13 protein-coding genes and 1 pseudogene are annotated in these 12,808 nt (G+C 70.9%); 6 read left to right on the forward strand and 8 right to left on the reverse strand.

What is annotated here, in order from left to right:
• From PSR1_RS16270 to PSR1_RS16305, 8 genes and pseudogenes are all read right to left on the reverse strand, one after another.
• Window positions 1-793 (reverse strand): annotated as a pseudogene (locus PSR1_RS16270) (hypothetical protein); the annotation flags it as partial.
• A 76-nt stretch (window positions 794-869) separates the two neighbouring features.
• Entirely contained in the window at window positions 870-1,589 is a 720-nt protein-coding gene (locus PSR1_RS16275; protein WP_012525341.1) for an NADH-quinone oxidoreductase subunit I, read from the reverse strand.
• Window positions 1,590-1,593: 4 nt separating this feature from the next.
• Window positions 1,594-2,958: a complex I subunit 1 family protein gene (locus PSR1_RS16280; protein WP_237758056.1), complete on the reverse strand. Its 1,365-nt coding sequence runs from the start codon at window positions 2,956-2,958 to the stop codon at window positions 1,594-1,596.
• 30 nt (window positions 2,959-2,988) lie between these two features.
• A complete protein-coding gene (locus PSR1_RS16285) occupies window positions 2,989-4,740 on the reverse strand; it encodes a 2Fe-2S iron-sulfur cluster-binding protein (protein WP_059438528.1) in 1,752 nt (583 codons plus the stop codon).
• Window positions 4,741-4,772: 32 nt separating this feature from the next.
• Window positions 4,773-6,065, reverse strand: coding sequence for an NADH-quinone oxidoreductase subunit D (locus PSR1_RS16290; RefSeq protein ID WP_059438529.1), 1,293 nt, complete (start codon window positions 6,063-6,065; stop codon window positions 4,773-4,775).
• Between the two features lie 85 nt (window positions 6,066-6,150).
• Window positions 6,151-6,678, reverse strand: a complete 528-nt coding sequence (locus PSR1_RS16295) for an NADH-quinone oxidoreductase subunit C (protein ID WP_059438530.1) — start codon at window positions 6,676-6,678, stop codon at window positions 6,151-6,153.
• 14 nt (window positions 6,679-6,692) lie between these two features.
• Window positions 6,693-7,241 (reverse strand): NADH-quinone oxidoreductase subunit B, encoded by a 549-nt coding sequence (locus tag PSR1_RS16300; protein WP_059438531.1) that lies wholly within the window; start codon window positions 7,239-7,241, stop codon window positions 6,693-6,695.
• Window positions 7,242-7,257: 16 nt separating this feature from the next.
• Complete coding sequence (locus PSR1_RS16305) at window positions 7,258-7,647, reverse strand: NADH-quinone oxidoreductase subunit A (protein ID WP_011421622.1); 390 nt, start codon at window positions 7,645-7,647, stop codon at window positions 7,258-7,260.
• 160 nt (window positions 7,648-7,807) lie between these two features.
• Here PSR1_RS16305 and PSR1_RS16310 point away from each other — a divergent pair, with 160 nt between their 5' ends.
• The 6 genes from PSR1_RS16310 to PSR1_RS16335 form a co-directional block, all read left to right on the forward strand.
• On the forward strand, window positions 7,808-8,245 hold the full coding sequence (locus tag PSR1_RS16310; protein WP_059438532.1) for an NADH-quinone oxidoreductase subunit A: 438 nt from the start codon (window positions 7,808-7,810) through the stop codon (window positions 8,243-8,245).
• An 82-nt stretch (window positions 8,246-8,327) separates the two neighbouring features.
• Entirely contained in the window at window positions 8,328-8,849 is a 522-nt protein-coding gene (locus PSR1_RS16315; RefSeq protein ID WP_011421624.1) for an NADH-quinone oxidoreductase subunit B, read from the forward strand.
• 111 nt (window positions 8,850-8,960) lie between these two features.
• Entirely contained in the window at window positions 8,961-9,551 is a 591-nt protein-coding gene (locus PSR1_RS16320) for an NADH-quinone oxidoreductase subunit C (protein WP_059438533.1), read from the forward strand.
• Window positions 9,552-9,560: 9 nt separating this feature from the next.
• A complete protein-coding gene (locus PSR1_RS16325; RefSeq protein ID WP_011421626.1) occupies window positions 9,561-10,700 on the forward strand; it encodes an NADH-quinone oxidoreductase subunit D in 1,140 nt (379 codons plus the stop codon).
• Entirely contained in the window at window positions 10,697-12,091 is a 1,395-nt protein-coding gene (locus tag PSR1_RS16330; protein WP_059438534.1) for a complex I subunit 1 family protein, read from the forward strand. The genes PSR1_RS16325 and PSR1_RS16330 overlap by 4 nt, the downstream gene beginning before the upstream one ends.
• Window positions 12,092-12,104: 13 nt before the next feature.
• A partial coding sequence (locus tag PSR1_RS16335) for a 4Fe-4S binding protein (protein WP_059438535.1) occupies window positions 12,105-12,808 on the forward strand: 704 nt, incomplete at its 3' end.

The raw sequence follows: 12,808 nt of genomic DNA on the forward strand, positions 1-12,808 counted from the left end.
AGGCGCGCCCCAGCAGCGCCGCCCAGGCCCGCGGCCACTCGTGCGCCGGCAGCGTGCCGAGCGGCAGCCGGAGCGGGTTGCCGGTGAGGACCGGGTAGAGCCGGATCACGACCTGGCCCGCCCCGAGCCCGGCGGCGAGCAGCGCCACCTCGGTGCCGAGGCGCAGCCGGAGCGCGGGCCGGCTCGCGCCCTGCGCGAGCTCCACCGCGGCGCGGGCGGCCGCCAGCGGGAGGAGCACCAGGCCCACCGCCGCGTTCACCCAGTGCGCGGCCAGGCACAGCGCGAGCCCGGCGGCGATCCGGCCCTTCCCGGGCAGCGCCGGCGCGAGGCGGTCCGGGTCGGGGCGCGGCTCGGCGGCGGCGAGGCCGGCGAGCGCCAGCGCCAGCGAGAGCCCGTAGGGCTGGCTCCAGAGGTACTCGAACAGCCACGGCGCCGGCGCGGCGGCGAGGAGCGCCGCGGCCGCGAGCGCGCCGGCGAGCCGCCAGCGCGCCCCGAGCGCGTGGCGGGCGAGCAGCACCACCGCCGCGAGGCCGGCCAGGCCCAGCAGCGCGCGCTGCAGCAGCAGGTTCCAGAGCGGGTCGCGGACCGGGAGGGCGAGCAGCGGGACGAGCATCCCGTACCGCTCCTGGTCCCAGTAGAACGGCGTCCAGCGCTGCAGCGAGACCAGCACCGGGACGATCGAGTCGCCGTCCTCCAGCCGGTGCAGGCCCCCCAGGTCGAGCAGCGCCGCCGCGGCGGCGAGCGCCGCGAGGGTGGCGAGCGCGGCCCGCGCCCTGGTGATCGCCCGCGTCACGGCGCCTCCCTCCCGGACGCACGAAGGCCCCGCCGCCGGAGCCGGCGGGCGGGGCCTCGGCACGCCCGGGCCGGGCCTACTTCCGGGCCGCCTGGGCCCGGTCCCTGGCCTCGGCCGCGAGCGCCCGCACCGAGAAGCCCGGCGTCTGGCTGGCCTCGTCGGTCGCGACCGTCGGGAACGGCTTCGCGCGCGCGCGCATCTCCTCGAGCTTGTCGGGCGGGATGGAGGGCGAGCCGCGGCGCAGCCAGGGGTCGTACTGGTACGACACCGGGGGACCGCGGAGCAGCCGCTTCTCGTCCCAGATCTGCGCCGAGCGCTCGTACGACGGCGGCGTGTGCTCGCCGGAGTCCATGCGGATGGCGTCCTTCGGGCACGCCTCCACGCAGAAGCCGCAGACGATGCAGCGCAGCTCGTCGATCACGAACTTCGCGGGGTACTTCTCGACCGGGTCGTCCGGGTACTCGGCGGCCTCGATGTAGATGCACTGCGCCGGGCAGATGGTCGCGCACATGTAGCAGGCGACGCAGCGGGGCTTTCCGTCCTCGCGCGGCACCAGCCGGTGCAGCCCGCGGTAGGCCGGCGCGTAGGGCGCCCGCTCCTCGGGGTACTGCAGCGTGACGTTGTCCGAGTGCCCGAAGCCCCCGCGCTTGCGGGCGAGGATGTCCGGGTTCGCGTCGCGCGAGAAGAACAGGTTCTTCAGGAAGTGCTTCGTGATCGTGCCGATGCCCCGGATGATCTCCGGGAAGTACATCGACTCGCGCAGGTCCGGCGGGCGGTTCTCGAGCTGGTAGGGCATGGCGTCAGTGTCCGGCGGCGGCGTGGGCGGCGCCGTGCCCCGCCGCGGGGGCGGGCGCGCGGCCGACCGCGGCGGTGAGGACGGCGATGACGACGATGGTGAGGACGCCGATCCAGGCCAGCAGCTGGCCGCTCGGGTCGAGCAGCAGGGCGGCGCCGGTCACGAAGACGTTCACGAGGGCGGCCGGGAGCAGCAGCTTCCAGCACAGCTTCTGGATCTGGTCGAAGCGGAAGCGCGGCAGCAGCCAGCGGATGGTGAGCTGCAGCCACATCATGACGATCATCTTCGCGATGAACGCCCCGGCGCCGACGGCCGCGAACCAGAACGGCGTCAGGTTCTGGCGCAGCCAGCCCTCGAACAGGATGGGGTGCCAGCCGCCCAGGAACACGGCGGTGATCACGCCCGCGAGCACCACGATCTCGGCGAACTCGGCCAGGAACAGCAGGCCGAACTTCATGCCGGAGTACTCGACGAAGTAGCCGACGATCTCGCTCTCGCCCTCGGGGAGGTCGAACGGCGCGCGCTTGGTCTCGGCGAAGGCGCTGGCGAAGAAGATGAGGAAGCCGATGGGCTGCAGCAGCAGGCCGAGCGCCGGCACCGGGCCGAGCACCGGGTTCCCCTGCGCCACCACCATCTCCTCCAGGCGGAGCGTCCGGTAGGCGATCATCGTGCCGACCAGCGACAGGCCCAGCGAGACCTCGTAGCTGATCATCTGCGAGGAGGCGCGGACGCCGCCGAGCAGGGCCAGCTTGTTGTTGGACGCCCACCCGGCCAGCGCGGTGCCGTACACCTGGAGCGAGGCGATCGCGAACAGGTACAGCAGGCCGGTGTCGGTGCGCGAGACCTGCAGCGCGATCTGCTCGACCGCGCCCGCGGCGGCGGCGCCCGCCAGGCCCGGGATCTGGTTCAGCTCGATCCCCTGCCCCACCGGGATGATCGCGAACAGCGCGAACACCGGCGCGAAGGCCAGCATGGGCGCGAGCTCGTAGAGCACCCGGGTGCGCCCGGTGGTCTCGATGCGCTCCTTGGTGAGCATCTTGAGCGCGTCGGCGGCGAGGAACGGGATGCCGCCCAGCGCCGAGCCGAACACCTTGATGCGGTTCGCGCCGATGCGGTTCTGGATGAGCGCCGACCACTTGCGCTCGGCCACCGTGAGCAGCGACGCGCTGATCATCAGGACCACGAGCAGCAGCGTGAGGACGTTCGCCACCGAGGCGCCGTAGTACACGGCCGGGCGGGACACGCCCGGCGACCCGCTGATCCAGCCGGCCAGGGCGTTGAAGCCCCAGCCCAGCCACCCGGCCGCCAGGTAGAACCCGGCCGACAGCAGGACCAGGCCGGCCAGCGTCGCCGCGATGACGAGGAGCATTCCGAAGAATCGGTTCACCGGCTCTCCCTCCTACGACGTGCGCGACATCGCGCGGCGGTAATCCTCGGTGGTCTCGGACGGCACGCGGTCGCGGTTGCCCGGCAGGCGGCCGTCCACGGTCCCGGCGGCGAGCGGCACGATCCCGAGCCGCTTGCCGGTGGAGGCCAGCGAGTCCCAGGCGAAGTCGCCCAGCGCGGCCCCGAGCTGCGGCCCGAGCGCCGCGAACACCTCGCGGCCGCTCGCGAACGCGAGCGGGAGGCCCAGCGCGGCCCCGAGCTCGGCGGCGAGCGCCCAGTGCGGCCGCGACTCGCCCTTCGGGAAGTACGCCATCTCGAAGCGCTGCGCCCGCCCCTCGAAGTTGACGAACGTGCCGTCCATCTCCGAGTGCGGCGAGGCGGGCAGGAGCACGGTGGCGTGCTGCGCGAGCGCCGTGTCGCCGTACGACTGCGCCACGACCTCGAGCGCGCCGAGCTTCTCGGCGGCCTTCGCGTCCGGCACCTCGGTGCCGACCGCCCAGAGCGCCTTCACCTTGCCGGCGCCGGCGGCGGCGACCAGGTCCGCGAACGGCCGGACGGCGAGGCCGTACGCCGCCGCGGCGAGCTCCAGCCCCTTGCGGTTGGGGTTCTCGTCGGCGCGCTTCAGGAAGTCGTCCTGCCAGCCGTCGGCGCGGCCGCCGGCGTAGACCTCGGCGACCTTGAGCCCCTCCTTCGCGACCTTGCAGGCCACCAGGAGGTCCTCGAGCGACGCGACCGGCGAGAGCAGCACCGCGAGCGAGCCCGCCGCGACGTGCGGCAGCAGCACCTCGGCGGCGCGCCGCGGCGCGACCTTGCGCGGGAGCGGCTGCGCGTTCGCGCCCCGGCCCTCGCGCGCCACCAGCACGCGGCCGGCGTTCAGGTACTTGTAGGAGGTGCGACCGTCGTCGCACATCCACTCCTCGTTCACGGCGTCGTTCTCGCGCGGGCGGTAGCGGTAGGTGACGTCGTTCAGGTAGTCGAGGAACGTGTTGCAGCCGCGGGCGCAGCCGGTGCAGATCGAGCGGGCCGAGCTCATGAACCAGACGCGGCCGCGGAAGCGGAAGTCGGTCGAGGTGAGCGCGCCCACCGGGCAGATGTCCACCACGTTGCCGGCGTACTTGTCGTCGAGCGGCTGGCCGGGGAACGTGGTGATGAAGCTCTCGTTGCCGCGCTGGGCGACGCCGAGCTGCGGGTTCTCGGCCACCTCGCGCATGAAGCGGACGCAGCGCGTGCAGAGGATGCAGCGCTCCTGGTCCAGCGTCACGGTGGGCCCGAGCTCGACGCGCTTGCCCTTCATGACCTTCGGCACGTCCAGCCGCGAGGGCTGCCGGTCGTAGGCCATGTAGTAGTCCTGCAGCTTGCACTCGCCGGCCTGGTCGCAGATGGAGCAGTCGACCGGGTGGTTGAGCAGCAGGAACTCGAGCGTGGCGCGCTGCTGGTCCTTCACGCGCGGCGTGTCGGTCTTCACCGTCACGCCCTCGGCCACCGGCATCTGGCAGGCCGGCATGAGCTTGCCGCCGGGCGCGTTCGACATCTCCACCAGGCACATCCGGCAGTTGGCCGCGATGCTGAGGCGCTTGTGGTAGCAGTAGTACGGGATGTCGATCCCGACCGCCTTGGCCGCCTCGATGACGGTCGTGCCGGGCTTCACCACGACTTCCTTGCCGTCCACGATCGCGGTCACGAAGCCGGGGTTCTTCGGCGGCGGCGGGGCCGGGGGGCCGGGCGGCTTGGGCGGCGCGGCGTCGGGCTTCTTCTCTTCGGCCATGCGAGGCTCCTGGTTCCGGTTCCCGGGCGAGGCTACTGCTCCACCTCGCCGCCGATCATGTTGATGCTGTCGAAGGTGGGGATGAGGTCGGACAGCAGCGAACCCTTGGTCATCACCGGCAGGGCGGCCAGCATGGGCCAGCCCGGCGCGCGCAGGCCGAGCTTGTAGGGGCGGCCCCCGCCGTCGGAGACGACGTAGAAGCCCAGCTCGCCGTTCGCGGCCTCGGTGTAGCTGTACACCTCGCCGGCGGGGATCTTGATCCCCTCCATCACCAGCTTGAAGTGCGCCATGACGCCCTCGATGGTGCCGTACACGAGCGGCTTGGGCGGCAGCGCGTAGCGGAAGTCCTGGACGATGATCTCGCCGGGCGCCATCTGCTCGAAGCACTGGCGGACGATCTTGTCCGACTGCCGCATCTCCTCCATGCGCATCAGGTAGCGGTCGAAGTTGTCGCCGTTCGAGCCCACCGGGATGTCGAAGTCGAGCCGGTCGTAGACCAGGTACGGCGCCGCCTTGCGCACGTCGTAGGGCTCGCCGGAGGCGCGCAGGCACGGGCCGGTGAAGCCCAGCTCGAGCGCGTCCTCGCGCGACACCTTGCCCGTGTTGCGGCAGCGGTCGATGAAGATGCGGTTGCGGTTGAGGAGCTGGCCGATCTCCTCGCGGATCGCGACCACGCGGTCCATCACCTTCAGCGTCTTCTCCTGCCAGCCCTCGGGCATGTCGCGCGCCACGCCGCCGATGCGCGCGTAGTTCGAGGTGAGCCGCGCGCCGCACAGCTCGGCGAGGCGGTCCCAGAGCAGGTCGCGGGCCTCGATGCCGTAGAGGAACACGGTCATCGCGCCGAGTTCCATCGCCATCGCGCCCACCAGCGTGAGGTGGTCGCAGATGCGGTGGATCTCGCTGGTGATGACGCGCAGGTACTTGGCGCGCTCGGGGACGTCGAGCTTGGCGAGCTTCTCGACCGCCAGCGCGAACCCCACGTTGTTCATGATCGAGCTGACGTAGTTGAGCCGGTCGGTGTACGGGAACACCTGGCCCCAGGTCACGTTCTCGCAGCTCTTCTCGAAGCCGCGGTGGAGGAAGCCGATGTCCAGCTTCATCTCCTCGATGATCTCGCCGTTCAGCTCCACCACGGCGCGGGTCACCCCGTGCATGGCCGGGTGCGACGGACCGAGGTTGATGACCATGTGCTTCGACGGCATGGGCGCGTAGAGCTCGCCCTCGCCCGCCGGGGCCAGCGTCCCCACGGGCGGCCGCTCGCCGGCGCCGGCGCTGCCCGGCGTCGCCCGCGGATCGATGCCTCCGACTCCCTTCGCCTCGCTCATCTCGTCCTCCGCGCGCCCGGTCCTTCCGGAGGGGCGCCCGCCGCCACCGCGCGAGCGCGCGGCCCGGCGGCGTGGAAAGAAACGGCTAGTCGCGCGACGCGGGCCCGGGCCCGCGGAAGATGTCGTGCACCTCGCGCTCGGCGACCAGCGGCTGCCGACCGCGCAGCGGGTAGTCCTTGCGGAGCGGGTGCCCCTCGAACTCGTCGTACATCAGCAGCCGGCGCATGTCCGGGTGCCCGGAGAACGGGATCCCGTACATGTCCCAGCAGTAGCGCTCGAACCAGTCGGCGCCGCGCCACAGCGACGTGACCGACGGCACCACGCCCTCGGGCCCCTCGGGGACCTTCACGCGCAGGCGCACGCGCTTGTTGTGCACGGTCGAGAGCAGGTTGTAGACGACCTCGAAGCGCGGCGTGGCGCCGAGGTAGTCCACCGCCGTGATGTACGGCGCCATGTTGAAGGCGAGCGCCGGGTCCTCCTTCAGGAACCGGCACACGTCGACGATCCGGCTCCGCTCCACGAACGCGCAGTCGTCGCCGCCGACACCCTCGTACGGGGCGTGGACGGCATCCGGGAAGCGCTCGACGAGCGCGGCGATCACGGCCTTGGACATGAGGGTCCTCGCGCCTACCGGCCGGCGCCGCCCGCGATCACCGGGAGCGGCTTGCGGTCGATGAGCTTGTGCGACTGGTTCTGGATCTTCTTCTGGAGCAGCATGATGCCGTCGAGCACCTGCTCCGGCCGCGGCGGGCAGCCCGGCACGTAGACGTCCACCGGGATGATGCGGTCGATGCCCTGCACCGTCGCGTAGTTGTCGTAGAAGCCGCCGGAGCTGGCGCAGACGCCGAACGCCATCACCCACTTCGGATCGGCCATCTGCTCGTAGACGCGCCGGAGGATGGGCGCCTGCTTGCAGTTCACGGTGCCCACGACCATCAGCAGGTCGGCCTGGCGCGGCGAGAACCGCGGCATGGCCGCGCCGAAGCGGTCCGAGTCGTACCGCGCCGAGGCCATGGTCATGTACTCCATGCCACAGCAGGCGGTGACGAACGGATAGGTGAACAGCGAGTACTTTCGCGCCCAGCCGAGGCTCTTCGAGACGAGGCCCTGGAGGAACCCCTCCGCCTCCTCCCGGCGCGTGGCGATGACGGGCAGCCCGTCGAGCTCCGATGCCATGTGCGGTCGCTCCTCTCTAATCCGCCCAGTCGAGGACGCCCTTCTTCCAGACGTAGACGAGGCCCGCGACCAGGGTGAAGACGAAGATCCCCATCGAGATGAACCCGGGCCAGCCGAGGCCGGGGTAGCCCTGGCCGTCGGGCAGCAGCAGCACGGCCCACGGGTAGAGGAAGATCGCCTCGATGTCGAACACGATGAAGAGCAGCGCCACGACGTAGAACTTCACGCCGAACCGCTCGCGCGCGGAGCCGATCGGCTCCGACCCGCACTCGAACGGGGTCTGCTTCACCAGGCTGGGTCTGCGCGGTCCGAGCACGTTGGCCAGACCGAGCATCGTGAAGGCGAGAACGACCGCCACCAGCAGGACTACGCCGATCGGGAAGTAGATCTGCAGGGGTGTCAGCATAGGTGGGTACTGGTCGGGGTGGGGAGCCCGTTAAGTGCCCGCCCCAATGGCCTTTGTCAACGGGTTTCCACCCCTTGACATCAGGTTCCCCTTCTGTAGACTCCGCCCGCCTGTTTCCCTAGATTTGCCGACAGGATAGGTCCACAAAGGGTCGCCAGCCATGGGCTTCGATTTCGGTACCGTACTCGTCTTCGCGGTGGTCGCCGTCGGGTTCGCGCTCGGTGGAATCGCGGCATCTCGCGCACTGGGTCCGAAGTGGCCCAACCCCGAGAAGGCATCCATCTATGAGTGCGGCGAACGCCCCGTCGGGGTGGCGTGGTTCAACTTCAACCCGCGCTTCTACCTGGTCGCCCTGGTGTTCCTCGTCTTCGAGGTGGACATCGCCCTGACCTTCCCGGTCGTGGCGGTCTTCAAGGGCTGGGTGGCCGGGGGGCCGGGCATGGCCTGGGTGGCCTTCTTCGAGCTCCTGGTCTTCACCGGCATCCTGGTGGTCGGCCTGGCCTGGGCCTGGGCGCACGGCGACCTCGAGTGGATCAAGACGCTGGGCACGCCGAGCGAGGAGGCGCCTGCCCGGGCCGAGCCGCGCCGAGCCGCCTGACGGAACAACTCGGGCTGTACCGGCGGTTCATCGACTGATCGCGGTCAAACGCAGGACGCGCAAGGCAGGAGGCGGTTCGCACATGGCGGCACGCATGGACCCGGGGATCGGCGGCGAGGTCACGCTGCTCCACACGAGCCAGCTGGACAACCTCATCAACCTCGCGCGCGCGAGCTCGCTCTACTACCTGACGTTCGGCCTCGCCTGCTGCGGCATCGAGCTGATGCAGACCGGCGGCCCGCGCGCCGACCTGATGCGCTTCGGCGCGATCCCCCGCGCCTCCCCGCGCCAGGCCGACTTCATGATCGTGGCCGGCACGCTCACCTACAAGATGGCCGAGCGCGCCCGCCTGCTCTACGACCAGATGCCCGAGCCCAAGTACGTCATCTCCATGGGCTCCTGCTCGAACTGCGGCGGCCTGTTCCAGCTCGGCTACTCGGTCTGCAAGGGCGTCGACAAGGTCATCCCGGTGGACGTCTACGTCCCGGGCTGCCCGCCGCGCCCCGAGGCGCTCACCGAAGGCCTCCTCCGGCTGCAGGAGATCGTCCGGAGCGAGCCCTGGTCCACCAAGCGCCGCCCGGCGGCGCAGGCGGAGGGTGCCTAGGGCGTTCCCGCCTGCCACTCGCATCTCGCTGACCGGCTGTTTCAGGACGGGGCGGGGCGGAACGCTCGGATGGGGCGTACCGCTTCGCCCTGTACCGTAGAAGAGGGACGAATGACGACTCATGAAATCCACGAGCGGCTGAAGGCGCGGTTCGGAGACGACGTCGGCCCGCTGTCCGAGCCGAAGATCGACGCGTTCTGCGTGGTGAAGGCGGAGCGGATCGTCGAGGTCTCCCGCTTCCTCGCCGCCGAGCCGGGGCTCGAGCTCGACTTCCTCGAGGACCTGACCGCGGTCGACTGGCCGAAGCGGAACGTGATCGAGGTCGTCTACCACCTGCTCTCGTACCGCCACCGCCACTCCATCGTGCTGAAGGTCGAGGCGGACCGCGCCGCGCCGGTGGTCCCGACCGTCGAGGGCGTCTGGAAGACGGCGAACTGGTTCGAGCGCGAGGTCTACGACCTGTTCGGCGTGACCTTCACCGGCCACCCGGACCTGCGCCGCCTGATGCTGCCCGACGACTGGGTGGGCCACCCGCTGCGCAAGGACTACCAGGAGGCGGGCGGCTGGCACGGCATCTCCAACGTCCGCGAGAACCCGCTCGTCGAGCTGAAGCGGCTCGACGACCAGCGCCGCGCCGAGGCCGCCGCGAAGGCGGCGCCGCCCGCCGCGCCCGACGCCGCCGCGGCCGCCCCCAAGGCGTAGGGAGACGACATGGAAAAGCTCATCCTCCGCCGCGTGGACCGCCAGAACGAGGAGATGATCCTCAACTTCGGCCCGCAGCACCCGTCCACCCACGGCGTCATCAACTTCCTGGTGGAGACCGACGGCGAGGTGCTGAAGCGCGCCACGCCGGACGTCGGCTACCTGCACCGCTCGATCGAGAAGATCGGCGAGCTGGTCGGGTACCCCGGCTTCATGCCGTACACCGACCGCGTGGACTACGTGGCGGCGATGTTCGCCAACGAGGGCTACGCCATCGCGGTCGAGCGGCTGCTCAAGATCGAGGTGCCGCAGCGGGCCCAGTGGCTGCGCGCCATCTCCTGCGAGCTGTGCCGCATCGCCTCCCACCTCGTCTCGGTGGGCACGATGGTCATGGACATCGGCGCGTTCACCCCGATGCTCCACGGCATCCGCGAGCGCGAGACCATCAACGACCTGCTCGAGGCGCTCTGCGGCGCGCGGCTGACCTACAACTACCACCGCATCGGCGGCGTCGCGTTCGACCTGCCGGAGGGCTGGCGGGACAAGGTCCTCCACTTCCTCGACCACTTCGACAAGTTCCTGGCCGAGTTCGACCGGCTGATCTCGTTCAACGAGATCTACGTGAAGCGCCTCGCGAACGTGGCCGTGATCCCGGGCCCGATGGCGATCAACTACGGCCTGGTCGGCCCGAACCTGCGCGGCTCCGGCGTGGACTGGGACGTGCGGCGCGACCTCCCCTACGGCGCCTACCCGAACTTCAAGTTCGACGTGCCGGTGGGCAAGGGCTTCTTCGGCACCGCCGGCGACTCGTTCGACCGGTACTACGTGCGCTGCCTGGAGATGGCCGAGTCCTCGAAGATCGTCCGCCAGGCGCTGGACTCGCTGCCCGAGGGCGAGATCACCGCGAAGGTGCCCCGCAACATCAAGCCGGAGGCGGGCGAGGCGCTCGGCCGCGTGGAGAGCGCCCGCGGCGAGCTGGCCTACTACGTGATCTCCGACGGCACCAACAAGGCGTACCGGGTGCGCGCCCGCACCGGCTCGTTCACCGCCATGTGCATCATCGAGGACATCTCGCGCGGCCTGATGGTCGCCGACCTGGTGGCCCTCATCTCGTCGCTCGACGTCGTCGCCCCGGAGATCGATCGATGAACGCCCCCGCCATCAAGAACCAGGACCTGAGCAAGGGGCCGGGCCGGACGGCCCGCGGCGTCGTGCTCGCGACGCTCGCGGTCGGCTTCGGCCTGCCGACGATCCTGCTCGCCGCGGTGCTGGTGCTCTCCCCGCTCTCCAAGCCCGCCATGCTCGCCGCCGCGCTCCGCGCCGCCGGGGTGGACGTCTCCGGCTGGTCGCAGACCGGCCAGTACGCGCTGTGGCTGGTGGCGATGGCGGTGCTGGCGCTGATCCTCGTGTCGTTCGGCGCGGTCATCTCCGGCATGACGGTGTGGTGGGAGATGCGGGTCAGCGCCCGCATGCAGAGCCGCATCGGCTACAACCGCGTGGGCGCCGCCGGCTTCTTCCAGTGGATCGCCGACGCGGTGAAGCTCCTCCTCAAGGAGGACCTCATCCCCGCCGACGCCGACCGGCTGCTGTTCCGCGCCGCCCCCTACTTCGTGCTGGTGGGCTTCGCGCTGGTCTTCGTCGCCCTGCCCTTCGGCGAGAGCCTCATCGCCGCCGACCTGAACGTCGGCATCTTCTACATCACCGCGGTCACCGCGCTGGTGGTGGTCGGCATCCTGGTGGCGGGCTGGTCCTCCAACTCCAAGTGGGCGCTGTTCGGCGGCATGCGGTCCGCCGCGCAGGTGATCTCCTACGAGATCCCGGCCGGCCTGGCGGTGATGGTGCCGGTGCTCATGTCCGGCACGCTCTCGATGCAGGGCATCATCCGCTCGCAGGGCGCCTGGCCGTGGGAGTGGCACGCACTCACCAACCCGTTCGCGCTGGTCGCGTTCGCGATCTTCTTCGTGGCGCAGCTCGCCGAGGGCAACCGCACCCCGTTCGACCTCCCCGAGGCCGAGTCGGAGCTGGTGGCCGGCTACCTCTCCGAGTACTCCGCCTTCCGGTTCGCGCTCTTCTTCCTGGTCGAGTTCGGCAACCTCTGGGTGATGTCGGCGATCAGCGTGACGCTGTTCTTCGGCGGCTGGCAGGTGCCGTTCGCCGGCCCCGCGGTGTTCGAGGCGGCGCGCGGCACCGGCGACCTCCCCGGCCTGGGCTGGTGGGGCCTGCAGCTCGCCTCGATGCTGGTCTTCGTCGCGAAGACGCTGGTGCTCCTCAACGTGGTGGTGTGGGTCCGCTGGACGCTCCCCCGCATCCGCGTCGACCAGATGATGAGCCTCTGCTGGAAGTACCTGGTCCCGTTCGCCTTCGTCTGCTTCGTCGCCACGCTGCTCTGGCAGATCCTGGTGGCGCGCGTCCCGGCCACGGCGCCGGTGGTGGGCGGCCTGATGCTCGTCGCGGCGGTCGTGGCGGGCTTCTCCTTCCTCCGCCTGACGCGGCGGAACATCTCCGCGGTCGGCGACCGCGTCGACTTCACCAACTGGTAAGGGGACCGGAACGATGCCTCAGACCGTCCGCGCGTACACCGGCGCCATCCGGGACACGGTGAAGTCCTTCTGGCACGGCCTCTCGATCACGCTCTCGTACCTCGCCCGCCGGCCGACCACGGTCCAGTACCCGGACCGCACGCCCATGCCGGTGCGCGACATGCTCCCGCCGCGCTACCGCGGGTTCCTCGAGGTGGACACCGGCATCTGCACCGGGTGCCAGGCCTGCGAGCGCGCCTGCCCGATCGGCTGCATCCAGATCTCGCTGGAGAAGGACGCGGCCAACCCGAAGCAGCGCGTCGTCACCCAGTTCGACATCGACGAGGCGAAGTGCATGTTCTGCGGCCTGTGCGTCGAGCCCTGCCCCACCGGCTCGATCCAGCACACCCGCGAGTTCGAGGGCACGCACAAGCACATCCGGAACCTGGTGTTCCGCTGGGCCGACCCGATGAACCCGTTCCCGGTCTACAAGGTGGACAAGAACGCGGAGTACTACCCGCGCGTCCCGCTGGGCTCGCTGGTGCGCCAGCGCCTCGAGACCATGGCCTGGGACCGGTCGGCGCCGCAGTTCCTGCCGCCGGAGCCGCCCAAGCCGGCCGAGGCGAAGCCCGCCGCGAAGGCGGCCCCGGCCGCGAAGCCCGCGCCGGCCGCCGGCGCCGCCGCTGCTGCCGCCCCGGCCCCCGCTGCCGCGGCCCCCGCCGCTCCCGCTCCGGCCAA

Origin of the sequence: Anaeromyxobacter sp. PSR-1 (assembly GCF_000964525.1) — a bacterium.
Lineage (GTDB): Bacteria > Myxococcota > Myxococcia > Myxococcales > Anaeromyxobacteraceae > Anaeromyxobacter.

Coding starts and splice junctions, on each gene's coding strand:
- PSR1_RS16310 (WP_059438532.1), top strand. CDS start 7,808: ATGGGCTTCGATTTCGGTACCGTACTCGTCTTCGCGGTGGTCGCCGTC.
- PSR1_RS16305 (WP_011421622.1), bottom strand. CDS start 7,647: ATGCTGACACCCCTGCAGATCTACTTCCCGATCGGCGTAGTCCTGCTG.
- PSR1_RS16275 (WP_012525341.1), bottom strand. CDS start 1,589: ATGCCCTACCAGCTCGAGAACCGCCCGCCGGACCTGCGCGAGTCGATG.
- PSR1_RS16330 (WP_059438534.1), top strand. CDS start 10,697: ATGAACGCCCCCGCCATCAAGAACCAGGACCTGAGCAAGGGGCCGGGC.
- PSR1_RS16320 (WP_059438533.1), top strand. CDS start 8,961: ATGACGACTCATGAAATCCACGAGCGGCTGAAGGCGCGGTTCGGAGAC.
- PSR1_RS16290 (WP_059438529.1), bottom strand. CDS start 6,065: ATGAGCGAGGCGAAGGGAGTCGGAGGCATCGATCCGCGGGCGACGCCG.
- PSR1_RS16300 (WP_059438531.1), bottom strand. CDS start 7,241: ATGGCATCGGAGCTCGACGGGCTGCCCGTCATCGCCACGCGCCGGGAG.
- PSR1_RS16325 (WP_011421626.1), top strand. CDS start 9,561: ATGGAAAAGCTCATCCTCCGCCGCGTGGACCGCCAGAACGAGGAGATG.
- PSR1_RS16315 (WP_011421624.1), top strand. CDS start 8,328: ATGGCGGCACGCATGGACCCGGGGATCGGCGGCGAGGTCACGCTGCTC.
- PSR1_RS16295 (WP_059438530.1), bottom strand. CDS start 6,678: ATGTCCAAGGCCGTGATCGCCGCGCTCGTCGAGCGCTTCCCGGATGCC.
- PSR1_RS16280 (WP_237758056.1), bottom strand. CDS start 2,958: ATGCTCCTCGTCATCGCGGCGACGCTGGCCGGCCTGGTCCTGCTGTCG.
- PSR1_RS16285 (WP_059438528.1), bottom strand. CDS start 4,740: ATGGCCGAAGAGAAGAAGCCCGACGCCGCGCCGCCCAAGCCGCCCGGC.